This is a genomic window from Acinetobacter sp. Brlt_5 (assembly GCF_051949055.1).
Taxonomy (GTDB): domain Bacteria; phylum Pseudomonadota; class Gammaproteobacteria; order Pseudomonadales; family Moraxellaceae; genus Acinetobacter; species Acinetobacter indicus.
Genome location: NZ_JAYJLP010000013.1, coordinates 72961 through 89370, shown reverse-complemented (window position 1 = coordinate 89370; position 16410 = coordinate 72961). Strand labels below are relative to the sequence as shown.

The window sequence follows — 16410 nt, the reverse complement described above, 5'->3', positions numbered from 1 at the left end:
CTCCTTCAAGAGAGTTTTTTTATGGCTAGCCTTTTAAAAAACGATCTTTTTTAAAACTGCTCGTTTAAAAGAGACTAAACAGGATTAATTCAAGCCCAGCTTGTGTGCCACATAGTCCGCATCTTTGTCACCGCGACCAGACAGGTTCACCACAATATTGGTGTCTTTGGACATTTTTGGTGCTTCACGCATTGCCCATGCGACCGCATGCGAGCTTTCCAGTGCCGGCACAATCCCTTCAACCCGTGATAGCTGAATAAAGGCGTCCAGACACTCCTGATCAGTAGCAGTGGTATATTCGACACGACCAGCATCTTTCAGGAAGCTGTGCTGTGGCCCTACACCCGGATAATCCAGCCCAGATGCAATCGAGTGTACCGGGAGTGGCTCACCCTGCTCATCTTCCAGCACATAACAGGCCATACCGTGTAACTGACCCGGTTTACCTAAGGTGAGGGTTGCAGAGTGCATATCGGTATTCAGGCCATGACCGGCTGGCTCAACACCAACCAGTTTTACTTCCGGATCATTCAGAAACGCGGTAAAAGCGCCCACAGCATTAGAACCACCACCGACACAAGCCACAATATAATCCGGCTGTGCACCAAAACGTTCCTGCGCCTGAACTTTAATTTCATCACCAATAATGGCCTGGAAATCACGTACCATCATCGGGAATGGATGCGGTCCCACCACCGAACCAATCGCATAAATATAGTTTTTCGGATCTTTTAAGTATTCTTCGAAGGCGCTGTCTACCGCATCTTTTAAGGTTGCAGTGCCGCGGGTCACGGAAATCAGCTTGGCGCCCAGAATTTTCATTTTTACGACATTGGGATGTTCTTTCTCAATATCGACCTGACCCATGTGAATTTCGCATGGAATACCCACCAGAGCACAGGCGGTCGCCAATGCCACGCCATGCTGACCAGCGCCAGTTTCGGCAATGACTTTGGTTTTGCCCATATATTTGGCCAGCAAGGCTTCACCTAAACAATGGTTAATTTTATGTGCACCAGTGTGATTTAAATCTTCACGTTTTAAATAGATTTGTGCCCCGCCCAACTGCTCAGATAAACGCTTGGCATGAAATAGCGGACTTGGACGACCCACATAATGTGCGAATAGCTCAGCCAGTTCCTGCTGAAATTCCGGAGTCTGACGAATTTCTTCGTAGGCCACTTTAATATCATCCATCGCCGCTTTCAGATGCGGTGGAATAAACTGCCCGCCATATTCACCAAAAAAGCCATCTTCATTGGGTAAGGCAACGCCATTCATCTGAGAGTTCATGCAGTATTCCTTCTATTTTATGAAGCTTAACGCGCCAAATAACGGGTTAAATCTTCAATCCCCTTTAACGTCATGGGATACATATGATTTTCAAAAATTTGCTGAATTAAACCGATGGTCTGGGTGTAGTGCCAATATTGCTCTTGTTCCGGGTTCAGCCAGGCGGTTTTATCAAAATGCTGGCGTAAACGGCGCAACCACACCTGCCCGGCCTCATCATTCATATATTCCACTGAACCCCCAACGGCATTCAGCTCATAAGGTGCCATACTGGCATCCCCGACCACAATGACACGATAGTCGCGTCCGTAGGTGTTGAATAAATCCCAGGTATTCATACGGGTGTGTGAACGGCGTACATTGTCTTTCCAGACATAATCGTACAGGCAGTTATGAAAATAAAAATATTCCAACGTTTTAAATTCGGTTTTGGCCGCACTAAACAGCTTTTCACACTGGGCGATGTGCGCATCCATGGAGCCGCCGACATCAAACATCATTAATACTTTAACGCGGTTACGCCGCTCGGGTACCAGTTGCACATCCAGAATGCCCTGTTTGGCGGTTTCACGAATGGTGCCATCGACATCTAATTCTTCAGCCGCGCCCTGACGGGCAAACTTGCGCAGACGGCGCAGCGCCATTTGCATTTGCCGTGAACCGAGCAGCTGGTCATCATCCAGATTACGGTATTGACGCTGTTCCCAGACTTTAACCGCCGAACGTTTACGGCCCGGCCCGCCTATACGCACCCCTTCAGGATGGTCGCCATAGGCACCAAACGGCGAGGTTCCACCGGTTCCAATCATGCGGTTACCGCCCTGATGCTTTTTATGCTGTTCGCGTAAACGCTCTTCCAGCATTTTCATCAGCTCTTCCAGTGAACCGGCTTTTTTCAGTTCTTCGCGCTGCTCCGGGGTTAAATGCTTTTCCAGCAGCTCCAGATCAAACCAGTCTTTGGGTAATTTATGGACCTGATTCAGAAATTCATCCAGATCAAAGGTCGAGATACCATCAAAGTAATCTTTCATGGCCCGGTCGAACTTGTCAAAAAAGCGCTCATCCTTGACCATAATGGTTTTGGCCAGATGATAAAACTCATCCTGATTGGCAAAGACCAGACCTTCTGCCACTGCACGGTTCAGGTCAATCAGTTCGCGGGTAGTGACCGGGACGCCGTATTTTCTTAAGGTATAAAACAATCGCACAAACATGTGGCGATTACTCCCTTAACGACGGGCCATAAAGGCTAAGCGTTCCAGTAACTGAACATCCTGCTCGTTTTTAATCAGCGCACCGTACAACGGTGGAATGGCTTTGGTTTTGTCAGCATTACGCAGAATATCGTCCGGCATGTCATCCGCCATTAACAGGCTTAGCCAGTCAATCAGCTCAGAGGTTGAAGGTGGTTTTTTCAGGCCCGGAATCTGGCGTAGTTTAAAGAATACCTGTAAGGCTTCTGACACCAAAGTCGTGGAGATATTCGGGAAATGCACATTGATGATGTCGCGCATGGTGGCTTCATCAGGGAAATCAATATAATGGAAGAAACAGCGACGCAAGAAAGCATCGGGCAGTTCTTTTTCATTATTGGAAGTGATGATCACAATCGGACGCTGCGTTGCGCTAATGGTTTCGCCAGTTTCATAAACGAAAAAGGACATTTTATCCAGCTCATGCAGCAAGTCGTTTGGAAACTCGATATCGGCCTTGTCAATCTCGTCAATCAGCAGTACACAGCGCTCTTCACTGCTAAACGCTTCCCACAGTTTGCCCGGCTTGATGTAGTTTTTAATATCATAAACCCGGTCATCCCCCAGCTGGCTATCACGTAAACGCGACACGGCATCATATTCATACAGGCCTTGCTGGGCTTTGGTGGTCGATTTGATATGCCAGGTAATCAGTTTCAGTCCCAGGCTTTGCGCGACCTGCTCGGCCAGTAAGGTTTTACCGGTACCCGGTTCACCTTTAATTAACAGGGGCTTCTGTAAACGACGTGCCGCCTGCACCGCCAGCTTTAAGCTGTCAGTGGCGATGTATTGATCAGTACCAGTGAAGTGTTGTGTATCTACAGACATGAGATAACCTTATTTCAATTTAAACTTATTTTTGTAATTAAAGCGCTGCGCTGTTGTTCTTGGCAGCAAGACCTGCTTTACGCTGGCTATATTTAGACCAGAAATAACCAACCACCAGTCCTAAGCCAATCACCACCAGAATGGCAGATAAATTGGACCAGACCAACGGCATTTCCTTGGTTAATACACCAAACAGCAAACCAAAGGTGGCCGGTGCAATACCTGCATTATGCCCTTCGGAAATGGTAGGCGTCAGCAAGATGGCAAAGACCACAATCCAGCTTACGCCGCCAAGTGGATGAGGCAGACGTTTGGCAATTTCATACCAGCACCATAAAATAATCAGGCTACCCAATAGATAGACCGTAACGGCAATGGTATTTTCAGGAATTGATTCTAAAAAAGTCATTAAATTTTCCATCACTCAACTCCTGAATTTAACTTAGGCACCGCGTAAGCCTTCTGGCTCAACCGCATTCGGATTAATTAAACCTTCTGGCGGCATTTGAATAAAGAAGCCTTTGGTTTGAATCGAATCCATGACATGCAGAATATTGGCCCGCGCGAGTTTACGGTTTTCATGCAATTCTAAATCCATGACAAACGTTGCACGACCAAATGCAGTACGCAGTACTTCCGGTACCACTTCAAGCGGATCTGCCGCTTCTGCTTGATCATCTTGGCTTTCAATACGAGCGACATAAAGATACATTTCATCTTTTTTGCTCGATTTATAAATTGAACAGAACATATTCAGCACAATACTCGTTTAACTCAGGCCAAAGCATACATCAAAAAAAAGACGGATACATTAGTGATTATTAACGCATCAGTCGTGATTGTGTACAAATCATAATTCTGGCAGCAGTTTGCTGTTTTTTTAATCCATCACTTTCATATGATTGGATAAATACTGCTGATCTTGATGCAGCACTTCAATCAGCGGCTTGGTCAGCAGATCATAACGCCAGCCCAATAAATAGCCCGGCAAATCCTGCTCATCATTTTTAAATACCACATGCTGATACAGGGCATTCAGCCATTTTTTCCGCATCAGTACTTCTTTGGGGATACCGGTTTCATTGACGCCGCGCTGAATCACCTGCTCAATGTGCTGTCCCACCTCTTTGGAAGAATGGCGAATTGGACGCGCCATGCGCAGCGGCCAGTGCTCTGGATCGGGCAGGAATTTCAACAGGTCTAAAATGGTTTTGCCATGTTCACGTAAAATATTCGGACGGATTTCCTTCACGTGTGACAGCTGAAAATTATTTTTCGGATTTTTTTCAACCAGATCCAGTAAGGTGGTATTTTTCAGAATAAAGCTGCGTGGCTGGTTTAAAGCCTTAACCATCTGTTCACGCCAGACCACCAGTTGCTGTAACTGCATAAGCTGACGGCGTGAATGGCGGTAATTACCGACATCCTGATACAGACGCTCTAGCGGTGTATCTTCCCCAATTTCCTGGGTTAAATGACGGCAGTCTTCTACCACCAGATTCAGTAACGATTTTTGCTGCAAGTCCTGCTGTACTTTTTCTGCCAGTTGCATTAAATACAGCACATCATTGGCTGCATATTGCAACTGTTCCGGTGATAATGGTCGCGCCAGCCAGTCCGAACGGGTCTGGTCTTTGTCAATATCGACCTCTAGCACCTGCTTTAGAGCATTCTGATAGCTGACCTGCAGACCATAGCCCAAAAAGGACATGCCAACCTGGGTATCAAATACATTTTTCAGTGATTTTTGCTGGGCATAATGATAGATCAGGTCGATATCTTCGCCGCAAGCATGGAAAATATTCTGCTGCGCCTGGAAGATTTTTTCCCAGAACGCCGAAAGATTCAGCGTTGTTCCATCCAACAAATAAACTTTTCCTGCGACATTAATCTGGAACACCCCCAATTTGGGCCATAAGGTATCAACCTTGATGAATTCGGTATCCAGTCCATAGGTAGAGTTTTGACTCATTAATGTTAAAACATTTTCAAAGTCTTGTTGCTGTTGAATAAATTGGAACATAGCAGAGAGAGTCGTTAAAGTTTCTCAAGGGGTATTTTAACCAATAAATATAATTTAGCTATAAAAAAATAAAACTTACGGTATATTTTGCTGATTTTTTTTTAAAGTTTAAGCTCAAGATAAACAAAAGTTTATATTTTTTATATCTTAGTTAAAATTTCAATATTTGATTAAGACACTATTTAAAAAGTTGAAATCTGATGAAATAAGCACCGGAGTACTTATTTCATGCGCATACGGTTATGGACAGCCTGACTTAAAGTATGACTGTCGATATATTCCAGTTCACCACCTTGCGGCACACCTTGAGCAATCCGGGTCATCTGTACCGGTAAATGCTTGGTCGCTTCAACCAGATAATGCGCCGTCGCCTGACCTTCTACTGTGGCATTGGTCGCCAGAATCACTTCTTTAACCTGCCCCGAGCTTAAACGATGAATTAAAGCCGGAATCCCGATTTCTTCCGGGCCAATCCCGTCAAGCGGCGATAAATGCCCTCCCAAAACATGATATTTGCCGCGGAAGCTGCCACTTTGTTCAATTGCCATCACATCGGCTGGCGATTCCACTACGCAGAGTAATTCTTCATCACGTTCCGAAGATGCGCAGATATTGCACACTTCATCTTCGGTTAAAGAATGGCAAATGGAACACTCATGAATATGTGTGGTCGCTTCATTTAAGGCATAAGCCAGACCCAGCGCGCCTTCACGGTTTTTCATGATCAGGTGCAAGGCCATGCGCTGGGCCGATTTTGGCCCAACACTTGGCAAAATACGCAAGGCTTGTACCAGTTGATCAAAACGATCGCTGAACACAGATGCGCTACCTTAGAACATGCCTGCCAAACCTGGTGGTAAGCCCATACCAGAATTCGCTGCTTTCATACGTTCTTCAGAAATGGTTTCTGCCTGACGCGCTGCATCATTCATGGCCGCAGCAATCAGGTCTTCAATCATGTCTGGATCGTCTTGTAACAGTTCAGGATTAATTTCAATACGCTTCACCACGTTACGGCAGGTCATGGTTACTTTGACCAGACCACCGCCCGCTTCGGCATGCACTTCAGTTTGTGCCAGTTCTTCTTTGGCTTTCTTGATATTGTTTTCTACTTCTTTCTGCATGCGCTGCGCTTGCTGCATTAACATATTAATGTTCATAAAAATCTCCGAACAAAACTGACATCTTTGGCTAAGCACTCTACACGAAAATTCAGCAAAAAGATGTCAGAATTTATAAATTAAATCAGGTCTAAACCACGGCTAAGGTCGCGCATAATATCATCAATATCTTCCAGACCCACAGAAACACGAATTAAACCTTCTGAAATACCGGCTTGCTGTTTGGCTTCGGCAGACATACGGCCATGTGAGGTGGTAGCAGGATGGGTAATTGTAGATTTTACATCGCCAAGGTTACTGGTAATGGATAAGAAACGCGTGTTATCAATGACGGTCCATGCGCCTTCACGCTCACCTTTCACCACGAACGATACAACACCGCCAAAACCGCTTTGTTGCTTTTTCGCTAATTCATGCCCCGGATGCTGCGGCAAACCGGCGTAATATACGGTTTCCACTTTTGGATGGGCATCCAGCCATTCTGCCAGCTTCTGTGCACTAGCACAGTGGGCTTTCATTCGCAGGTTCAGAGTTTCCAGACCTTTAAGGAAGACCCAGGCATTAAACGGGCTCATCGAGTTACCCAGGGTACGAATCACGCCATTAATTTCTTCCAATAACTGATGATTACCGACAACAGCACCACCCAAGGCACGGCCCTGACCATCAATATATTTGGTTGATGAATAAATGATTAAATCCGCACCAAATTTAATCGGCTGCTGTAAAACCGGGGTACAGAAAGTATTGTCGACGGCAAACAAGGCATTGGCTGCATGGGCAATATCGGCAATCGCTTGCAAATCACCCACTTGTGCCAACGGGTTAGATGGGGTTTCAATAAACAGTAAACGTGTATTCGGGCGAATCGCCTGCTGCCAGGCCGCTAAATCTTCCAGATCAACAAAGGTTACATCTACGCCAAATTTCATGATGTATTTTTCAAATAATGAAATGATCGAACCGAATACCGCGCGTGAACACACCACATGATCGCCGGCTTTTAAATAGGCCAGGGTAATTGCATGTACTGCAGCCATACCTGAACTGGTGGCCACGGCACGTTCTGCGCCATCGAGCACTGCTAAGCGTTTTTCAAAAGTATGGACAGTCGGATTGGTATAACGGGAATAAGTATTCCCTTCAATTTGCCCAGAAAATTTGGCGGCTGCATCAGCTGCACTTTCGCAAACAAAAGACGATGTTAAAAAGATGGGTTCACTATGCTCACCCTCGAAGGTACGGTCATGACCAGTACGAATTGCCAAAGTATCTAACTGATATTCGATCTCGTCTTGTTCGCTCATCTCGATTTTCGCCCTTAGACTACCGTTATAAGAATTGCCAACATTTTGAGCGCCCAAGGTGTTTAAGGTCAAGGTAAAATATGGAAATATCGCTTAGACTTCATCCAACTCAGCGTCATGACAAGCAGATAGAGGCTATGAACCCAGTACAGAAAAAATTTGCAGATCAACGCAAGAAGTTAAAAAACTTATCGACCCGGCTTTTTAACAGCAAGACTTTGGTGCTCTCCCAAACCACACCGTATGAGATCATTGGCGAATACCAGCACGCACAAATCCGTTATTACGCTTCACCCAATAAAGCCTATCAGGAGCCGCTGGTCTTTGTTGCGCCGCTGGCGATTAATATGGCGATTTATGATTTGTATCCCTATCGCTCTTTAATCAAGCATTTCCAGCATAGCGGTTTTGATGTCTACCTGATTGACTGGGGACGTTTAAACTATACCCATCGTCATTTAAATTTTATGTACTTTATTAATGCTGCGATTCCGCATTGTATTGAGCAGATTCGACAGCATTCCCATAGTGAGCAGATTTCCCTGCATGGCTGGAGTATGGCCGGCGTCTTTGTGATGCTGTATACCGCCTATCGTCAACCTCAGATTGTGAAAAACCTGATGGTGCTGGGCAGCCCGGTAGATAGTTATGCTTCCGGTCGCATCGGCCAGCTGTTTAAACGCAGCAACCAGCTGATTTCACGTAATCACAAATTAAAACAGGCCTTACATCAGGGCTCTATTCCCCCACATTTCATTCATACACCCGGCATCATCAACGCTTTAGGTTTTAAAATTCTAGATCCTAAAGGCTGGCTGGACAGTCAGCGCCAGCTGTTTCTCAACCTGCATGATCCGCAAATACTGCATGAACATGCCACGCTGGGGAATTTCCTGAACAATATGATCGATTATCCGGGCGGGATTAATCAGGACATGGTACTGAATGTCTGGCTGCAAAATCCGCTGAAAAACGGCATTATCCGCCTGAAGGATGAACATATTGAACTAAAAAATATTCGCTGTTCTTTATTTGTCGGGGCCGGGCAAAGCGACCAGATTGTGACGGCTGCCGCTGTACAGCCTTTAAGCCAGTTGACAAGTAGTACAGATGTCACGTTTACTCTTATTCCGGGTGGTCACTTAGGCCTGATGTCCAGCCAGAAAAGTGCCAATGAATTCTGGCCCAAGCTGACCCGGTGGCTCGAGCAAAGATCGACAAAAATACACAAGGAAACCGCATGATTCAGTCTGTTGCATTTATTGGTTTGGGCGCTATGGGATACCGCATGGCGGCGCATTTACCCCAGCATTTCGATACAGTCTATGTCTGGAACCGTAATTTTGCCAAAGCCGAGCAACACGCAGCGGAATATGCTACACAGGCGGTTGAGCTTGAACAGGCCGTACAGGCCGATGTGATTTTTTCCTGCCTGCCGACCAGCCAGGATGTAGAACATCTGTTAGAGGGTTTGACGCTAAAAGCCGGCTCTATCTGGGTAGACTGTACCAGCGGTGTGCCTGATTCTGCCAAAAAAGTGGCTGCGCAGCTCAAAGCACAACAGGTCGATTTTTTAGATGCACCTGTGAGTGGACAAACCATCGGTGCAGAAAAAGGCACCTTAACCGTGATGGTGGGCGGTGATGCGCAAGCTTTTGAAAAAGCCCTACCCGCAATGCAGGCTTTTGGGCAACTGATCAAGCATGTCGGTGAACCGGGCGCTGGTTTTGCTGTTAAAGCCATTAACAACATGTTGATGGCTGTGAATTTATGCGCCATTGCCGAAGGATTTACCACCTTAAAAGCGCATGGGGTAAACTTAAACGAAGCGCTGGATTGTATTAATGCCTCAAGCGGCAAAAGCGCGGTAACGGAAATGGTATTACCCCAGCGTATTCTTAATCGCGCATTTCCACTAACCTTTGCCCTGCCGCTACTGGCCAAAGACACCGGAATTGCTTTAGACTTGGTACGCGATGCAAAACTTTCAGCACCGGTACTGGGGCTGGCCCAAAGTTTGATACAGGCTGCCAATGCTACTGCTGAACCAGATAGCGACTTCTCCAGCGCCGTTAAAATGTATGAGGCCTGGAGCAAGATTACAATTGAGTAAGATCTGGCCATTGAATAATCAGAATAAAACCTAATATTGTGAGTAGATGCTTACCCACAATGTTATTACAGAGGAAACTCGTATGAATAAGCTCACTGTTGCATTATTGACCAGTCTTGCAACATTCATTGGGGCAAATACCACGGCTTTTGCTTCAGCACAGGAATGTCAAAAGCTGAAAAATGATCATGATGTGATTTATGCATCAAAAGGCTTCTGCTTTAAAGATCCTGAAGCCAAAGCCAAGTTTGGCAATGACAACTGCTATACCACCAAGCCAAAATTTTCTGAAAGAGAGCAACAACGACTTGACGAAATCAAGGCGCGTCAGAAAGAATTGAACTGTAAATAATTCAATGCATTGATTAAAGGAAATATCATGGCTTACGATGATCAAAATATTTTTGCAAGAATCCTGCGTGGAGAACTGCCTGCAATTAAAGTCTATGAAGATGAACAGGTTCTTGCGTTTATGGACATCATGCCTCAGGCAGATGGTCATACACTGGTCATCCCGAAATCACCTGCGGTTACCCTGCTCGACTTAGATCCACAAGTCGCAGCCTACACCATTCAGGTGGTGCAGAAAGTTGCCAAAGCCATGGAAAAAGCCTTAGGGCTAGATGGAATTGTATTAATGCAGCTGTCTGGCGCTGCTGCGGGACAAACTGTACCGCATGTTCATTTCCACCTCATTCCAACCTCGGTACATCAACTCAGCAAACATGCTGCGCAGATGGGTGACCAGGAAAAAATCATGCAACTGGCTGAAAAGATTAAGGCAGTGCTTTAAAATATTTTCCCCGGTGAAATGTAAAAATGAATGGAGCGACTGCTCCATTTTTTTAAGCAGAACTTCTGCTAAACCTATTTTTATGACACTAAGGTGTCAATTCGCTTGCAATTAAGTGATTCATTTTAAAAATTTTTCCAGATTTTTAAATTTATCTTTTTATAACAATGCTATTAAAAGTAAGTTTTTGATCTGATTTGTACTTTTTAATATTTTTGAAATATTTCCTTAATATTACTGTCGCATTTGTAAGGAATACTTAGCACCAATAGAGAACGGGGTAGATCAATCCTACTTCTGAACAATGTTTAGGACTAAAAACAATAGTCTGTATTGGAGCTACACATGAAAAAAACGCTTTGCGCATTAGCAGTTGGGGCAACCTTATTTACACCAGCATTAGCTATGGCTGCTGATGTAAAAGTATATGGTCGTGCACACGTATCTTTAGACTACCTAGATAATGGTGCAGACTATAATGAAGTGACTTTGTCTTCAAACTCATCTCGTTTAGGCTTCAAAGCTGAACAAAAATTAGAAAACGGCCTGACTGTTTTTGGTCAAATCGAACAAGAAGTAAACTTTGCAAGTGGCGCTAAAGATGAGGATGATGGCGTTGACTTTGCAACACGTGATACTTTCGTTGGTTTAAAAGGTGATTTTGGTCAGGCACGTGTAGGTCGTTTTGACAGCCCGTTTAAAGCCGCTCGTGGCCCAGTCAACTTCTTTGGCGACCAATTAGGTGATATCCGTAACGTAACACGTGTTGGTAACTTACGTTTTGATGAACGTAATGCCAATACAATTGAATATAAGTCACCAAAATTGGGTGGTGGTTTTAATGTAATCGGTGCTGTATCTTTACACGGCGAAACTGAAGTAGCTAGCGATGAGAAAAGCAAAGCATACGACTTGGCTTTAACTTATAAAGAAGGTCCAGTTGATTTTGCTGCTGCTTATGAACACTATGAAGAAGATGCTGACAAGAAAGAACGTGATGGCTTCCGTGTTGCAGCTGCATATAAAATTACACCAGAATTCAATCTAGGTGCTTTATATCAATATTTAACTCATGATGATGATGTTGCAAACCCAGATGCCCAAGTATTTGGTGTAGCAGCGGATTATAAGTTTGCGCCAAAAACTTATTTACGTGGTCAAGTATTCCACCGTGATGTAGATGCAGATGATGCAAATGCAACTCTTCTTGCAGTGGGTGTTGAACATCGCTTAGATAAAGCGGTACGTGTTTATGCGAACCTGGCTACTGTACTGAATGATGAAAACTCAAAATTAACTCCATGGTCAGCAGGTCGTAGTACAAAAACTTCAGATATTACCGGCGGCGCTAATGGTGAAGATGCATTCGGTCTTTCTCTAGGTTTCCGTTACGACTTCTAAGTCTTAACCGAAATTAAAAAACAAAAAAACACGCTTCGGCGTGTTTTTTTATATCCAGATTTATGGATTTAAAAAGCCAACCTCAGGTTGGCTTCATTATATAAACAGGCTTATCTTTTCAAGAAACCTGACACCATATTCAGCACATTCTGAATATCATTATTGGCTTCAGTTTTACTGGTCTGCTCACCCTGTGGAGTTAAAGAGTCAATAATCTGTGGCAACACCTGTGAAATTGCGCCATAAATATCCTGTTTAGGGGCATGGGTTTGCTGCGCTACCTGTTCCACTTCTTCATCATCAAACAGATTCTGGACTTCCTGCGGATTCACACTGGCATTCTCGCCCGGCCCGGTCGAAACCCAGTCATCCACCTGGCTGCTTAGGCCCTGACCTTTTAATTTGTCCAGTGCACCTTGCAAACCACCCTGCTTTTGAATCCAGGCCAGCACCAAAGGCAATACCGCAACCAGAAGAGAAGTTTTAGAACCACCACCTAGCCCCTGACTGGAACCACCGAATTGGCCCAGCACAGAGCCTAAAATCCCACCCAAACCGCCTTGCTGGCTTTGCCCACTCTGCTGGTGATTATTTCCCAGTTGACCTAGAACTGAACCGAGAATACCGCCTAGCCCAGCACTTTGTTGGGATTGCTGCTGATTAGAATTTGAACCTAAGGCCTGTTTCGCCAAAATTTCCACAATATTGCTTAAGTTTGTCATGATTTTTATTTCTTCCTTTAATGACATTCACTCAGCATACGATGCTTCATTCATTTGAAACATCCGAAATTGTTATGTTTTTGCAAAAACCGCAGAAAAGCTGAGCATTACCAGCGATATTTATCCCAGTTTTCCGGGTTAGCCCAGAATTTGGAATTAAACCAGTCCGGTACATGCTTATAGGTCAAAATATTAAATTGCCACAACATTAGGTCATGCTGCGGCTGGCTTTTATCCATCAGTTGGGTAAAGCCCAAGGCACGTAATAAAGGTTCATCTTGACGTTTAGTCACCACCACCATACGTTTGGCCAGCAAATCACGCAGTTTCACCAAAAGCTGCGATTTCTGCGCGCTGCTCAAATCTGCCATTTCTTCAGTATCGAGTAGTACAAAAGCCAAATCAAAACGCTGGGTAAAAGGCAGATTTAAAAGCGTAGTTACGTTAAAATATTGCCATTGAATTGTCTGATGATGATCGTATTGTTCAAGATGTTGACCAATACACAATGCAGTAGAAACTGGCTGCTCCTGGGTTAAATCGTCTAGCATAGAAGTGATGACATTCATCTCAGCCATGACTGCATTCCTTATGATGAAAGTGAGTATTTTTTATGGAACTACAAGGCATTTGCCATAAAATGCATGCAGGTCTAAAGGACCTTAGTGTAACTGATCAACAGACACACCGGGCAAATGTTGAATATAAATTTATTCTGGATCGCTCAGAAATCGAACTGCCTTTTCGCTTGGGTCAAGAAATAGAAATTGAATGGACCGGCAATATTTACTGTGTTTCTTGCGGCAGCAAAACTCCAAAATCCTATTCACAAGGTCACTGCTTTAAATGCTTTAAAACCAAAGCGTCCTGTGACATGTGTATTATGAAACCGGAAACCTGTCATTATCATTTAGGCACTTGCCGCGAAGAAGAATTTGCACGATCTGTCTGCTTCCAACCGCATGTGGTGTACCTAGCCAACTCCAGTGGCTTAAAGGTCGGAATTACCCGTATTGGCCAAATGCCAACACGCTGGCTGGATCAAGGGGCGACTCAGGCCTTACCGATTATGAAAGTCGGCTCTCGTCGTTTATCTGGGCAACTGGAAATCATGTTTGGTTCACAAATTGCCGATAAAACTGACTGGCGCAAACTGCTCAAAGGTGAAGCTGAACCGGTCGATTTAATTGCGACCCGTGACCAGCTGATTGAAGAATTTGCACCAAAAATCAGCACCATTCGTGAAGAATTTAACCAGAATCTTGAGTTTAATGAAACATTGGAATTGATGGAGCAGGAACGTCCACGTGAGTTTATTTATCCAGTGGAACAGTATCCTGAAAAAATTAAATCGCATAATCTGGATAAGACCCCGGTGATTCGCGGCAAACTTTTCGGGATTAAAGGACAATATTTAATTTTAGATACTGGCGTAATTAATATCCGTAAATATACTGGCTATGAACTGATTATCCGTACTGAATAAACTTTTCACCAAAATATAAGCATAATAAAAAACCGGCGTTTGCGCCGGTTTTTTATTATGCAGTCAGACTTATTCAATATCTGCTTTAGCTTTCAGATACTGGGTATAGTCATCCAGTTCTTGCTGGGCGCGCAGCTGTTGATACAACTTGGCCAGCTCCTGTAACTGTTCAGGCGTTAAAGCATTTGAAGTGGTACGGTTCACATTCGATACTGCCACGACCACCAGTTCATTTGGCAAAGCTGCCGTGGTCACAGACCACATCCCTTGCTTCGGTGGCATCAAGCTAAATGCAGCACGCTCAATTTCACGCTTTAAACGACCTTCAGCACGGGTAAATACACCAGCATCTTCAAAACGGATTTGCTGCTGAGCCAAGACTTCTGCAGCCGGTTGCGTCTTGAACTCATCCAGTGATTTCTGGATTTTGGCTTTGGCTGCATTAAAGGCTTTTTCTTCAATCAGTTTGGCACGTACACGTGGTGTTGCTTCAGCCAGGGTTTGCACACCCGCAGCATGATACTCACGTACTTTCACCCAAACCACATTACCATTGGCCATTTGGATGTTACTTGAAGCGTTACGATCGCCATTTTTCACATCATCATTAAACAGTTTCACCTTCACACTTGGATCAGATAATACTGGATGCTGAGAGGCCAGACTAAAGCCTTTTACCGATTCAACCTTGGTGCCTTTGACTTCCTGAGATACCACATCCAGCGCATCACTACCCACCACCATCTCATTCAGGCTATTTACCGTATCCGAGAAGGCATTTTGCTGTTTGGTCTTTTTCAGTTCTGCAGTTAAACGGGCTTTTTCCGCTTCAAAAGAAGGCACCTGAACTGCATCGGTTTCAACCTGAATTAGATGATAACCATATTGGGTTTTCACCGGCTGAGAAATCTGACCTGATTTCAGACTGGTGACTGCCTGATCAAAGGCATTGCCAAAGGCACCCACGTCATAAGCCTCAAATAAGCCACCCTTGTCTTTAGATTCCGGGTCTTCTGAATATTTCTGTGCAGCAGCGGCAAAACTGGTGCCCTGCTGGATTTCAGCATACACCTGATCCGCCAGTTTTTTGGCAGCTTCATCATCACGTGCATCGGTGGTAATTAAAATATGTTTAACCTCACGCGCTGCATTTTTTTGCTGGGCTTCAACAAACTTGTCATAGGCCTGTTGCAATTCTGCATCGGTGATTGCAGCTTCAGTCGCGGAAATATGTGCTGGCGTCAGAACAATAAAGTCGACATCAACATTGGCGACCTGCTTAAACAGGGTCGAATGTTTATTGTAATAATCACTGATTTCTTGCGCTGAAACCTGAATATTTTTCTTATATTCATCCAGTTTAATGCTGGATAAATGCAAGGTACGCTGTTCGGTTTGTAAATTGGCAATCTGCTGGATATCCAGCTCGCTCACCAAGGCATGATCCATAAAGCTCGCGCTAAGCATTTTCAAGGCATGATCCTGACGCAGATTCTGGATTAAAGCCTGACTGCTCATACCCACTGAACGCAGGTAATTGGCATACAGTGCTTCAGAAAACTGGCCATTTTCCTGAAAGCTTGGTTGCTGGGCAATCATCTGCTCAATTTGCGCATCGCTTAAGGAAATACCCAAATGTTCAGTCTGTTGTAACAGCAAGGTGCGTGCAATCAGAGTATCGAGTGCTTTATTTTCAATATACGCCTGATTCAACAAGGTCTCATCGCCCTGTGTATAGCTGAGATATTGTTGTTTTAATGAGTTGGATAAGGCTTCTAATTCCTGTTTGGAAACCTGTTGCCCATTTACTGATTTTGCCGAGTCGGCAGAATTGCCGCCACTAAAATATCCTTCAATACCTACAAGTGCTAAAGGGATCAGAAACAGAACGAGCAAAACCTTGCCCAACCAGCCCTTAATAACATTACGAAAAGATTCCATAAGTATTCCAATATTTTACTTGTGCAGGATTTTAACCGAAAACCCTCAGCGAATGAATGTATTAAAGCCCGAAACTCTGATTATTAATAAAAAACGCGCCAGGAGGCGCGTTTAATACTGCTTAAAAGA

Annotated in this window: 18 protein-coding genes; 6 read left to right on the top strand and 12 right to left on the bottom strand. The window is 44.5% G+C overall.

The window, feature by feature from the left end; all coding sequences use genetic code 11:
• Positions 1-84 precede the first annotated feature (84 nt).
• The 9 genes from trpB to VF685_RS10085 all read right to left on the bottom strand — a co-directional run bounded on the left by trpB (position 85) and on the right by VF685_RS10085 (position 7825).
• On the bottom strand, positions 85-1293 hold the full coding sequence (trpB, locus tag VF685_RS10125; RefSeq protein ID WP_016658999.1) for a tryptophan synthase subunit beta: 1209 nt from the start codon (positions 1291-1293) through the stop codon (positions 85-87).
• 26 nt (positions 1294-1319) lie between these two features.
• Positions 1320-2507, bottom strand: coding sequence for a vWA domain-containing protein (locus VF685_RS10120; RefSeq protein ID WP_286385078.1), 1188 nt, complete (start codon positions 2505-2507; stop codon positions 1320-1322).
• A 15-nt stretch (positions 2508-2522) separates the two neighbouring features.
• A complete protein-coding gene (locus VF685_RS10115) occupies positions 2523-3374 on the bottom strand; it encodes an AAA family ATPase (protein WP_045795395.1) in 852 nt (283 codons plus the stop codon).
• A 37-nt stretch (positions 3375-3411) separates the two neighbouring features.
• Positions 3412-3795 carry a hypothetical protein gene (locus VF685_RS10110; protein WP_005178416.1) on the bottom strand — a complete coding sequence of 128 codons (384 nt, stop codon included), beginning with the start codon at positions 3793-3795 and terminating at the stop codon, positions 3412-3414.
• A 21-nt stretch (positions 3796-3816) separates the two neighbouring features.
• On the bottom strand, positions 3817-4125 hold the full coding sequence (locus VF685_RS10105) for a YcgL domain-containing protein (RefSeq protein ID WP_005178417.1): 309 nt from the start codon (positions 4123-4125) through the stop codon (positions 3817-3819).
• A 129-nt stretch (positions 4126-4254) separates the two neighbouring features.
• Positions 4255-5397 (bottom strand): ribonuclease D, encoded by a 1143-nt coding sequence (locus tag VF685_RS10100; protein ID WP_104494848.1) that lies wholly within the window; start codon positions 5395-5397, stop codon positions 4255-4257.
• A 221-nt stretch (positions 5398-5618) separates the two neighbouring features.
• Positions 5619-6215 carry a recombination mediator RecR gene (gene recR / locus VF685_RS10095; RefSeq protein ID WP_005178420.1) on the bottom strand — a complete coding sequence of 199 codons (597 nt, stop codon included), beginning with the start codon at positions 6213-6215 and terminating at the stop codon, positions 5619-5621.
• 12 nt (positions 6216-6227) lie between these two features.
• Positions 6228-6557: a YbaB/EbfC family nucleoid-associated protein gene (locus VF685_RS10090; protein WP_005178423.1), complete on the bottom strand. Its 330-nt coding sequence runs from the start codon at positions 6555-6557 to the stop codon at positions 6228-6230.
• 80 nt (positions 6558-6637) lie between these two features.
• A complete protein-coding gene (locus tag VF685_RS10085; RefSeq protein ID WP_286385077.1) occupies positions 6638-7825 on the bottom strand; it encodes an O-succinylhomoserine sulfhydrylase in 1188 nt (395 codons plus the stop codon).
• A 137-nt stretch (positions 7826-7962) separates the two neighbouring features.
• Here VF685_RS10085 and VF685_RS10080 point away from each other — a divergent pair, with 137 nt between their 5' ends.
• From VF685_RS10080 to VF685_RS10060, 5 genes are all read left to right on the top strand, one after another.
• The gene (locus tag VF685_RS10080; RefSeq protein ID WP_180061739.1) at positions 7963-9069 is read left to right on the top strand and encodes an alpha/beta fold hydrolase; all 1107 of its coding nucleotides are present in this window, start codon (positions 7963-7965) and stop codon (positions 9067-9069) included.
• Complete coding sequence (locus VF685_RS10075) at positions 9066-9938, top strand: NAD(P)-dependent oxidoreductase (RefSeq protein WP_286385076.1); 873 nt, start codon at positions 9066-9068, stop codon at positions 9936-9938. The genes VF685_RS10080 and VF685_RS10075 overlap by 4 nt, the downstream gene beginning before the upstream one ends.
• A gap of 82 nt (positions 9939-10020) precedes the next feature.
• Positions 10021-10290: a YARHG domain-containing protein gene (locus tag VF685_RS10070; RefSeq protein ID WP_045795400.1), complete on the top strand. Its 270-nt coding sequence runs from the start codon at positions 10021-10023 to the stop codon at positions 10288-10290.
• 27 nt (positions 10291-10317) lie between these two features.
• On the top strand, positions 10318-10731 hold the full coding sequence (locus VF685_RS10065; RefSeq protein ID WP_286385075.1) for an HIT family protein: 414 nt from the start codon (positions 10318-10320) through the stop codon (positions 10729-10731).
• Between the two features lie 345 nt (positions 10732-11076).
• Positions 11077-12132, top strand: coding sequence for a porin (locus VF685_RS10060; RefSeq protein WP_104472781.1), 1056 nt, complete (start codon positions 11077-11079; stop codon positions 12130-12132).
• A gap of 110 nt (positions 12133-12242) precedes the next feature.
• Here the strand turns inward: VF685_RS10060 and VF685_RS10055 are convergent, their stop codons facing one another.
• The gene (locus VF685_RS10055; protein WP_286385074.1) at positions 12243-12854 is read right to left on the bottom strand and encodes a YidB family protein; all 612 of its coding nucleotides are present in this window, start codon (positions 12852-12854) and stop codon (positions 12243-12245) included.
• 107 nt (positions 12855-12961) lie between these two features.
• The gene (locus tag VF685_RS10050) at positions 12962-13432 is read right to left on the bottom strand and encodes a DUF6231 family protein (protein ID WP_005178437.1); all 471 of its coding nucleotides are present in this window, start codon (positions 13430-13432) and stop codon (positions 12962-12964) included.
• Positions 13433-13467: 35 nt separating this feature from the next.
• On the opposite strand from VF685_RS10050, the gene VF685_RS10045 reads away from it, so the two are divergent.
• Complete coding sequence (locus VF685_RS10045; RefSeq protein ID WP_075174536.1) at positions 13468-14340, top strand: DUF2797 domain-containing protein; 873 nt, start codon at positions 13468-13470, stop codon at positions 14338-14340.
• Positions 14341-14409: 69 nt separating this feature from the next.
• Here VF685_RS10045 and VF685_RS10040 read toward each other — a convergent pair whose 3' ends face one another.
• Positions 14410-16281, bottom strand: a complete 1872-nt coding sequence (locus VF685_RS10040) for a SurA N-terminal domain-containing protein (RefSeq protein ID WP_168395825.1) — start codon at positions 16279-16281, stop codon at positions 14410-14412.
• Positions 16282-16410 lie beyond the last annotated feature (129 nt).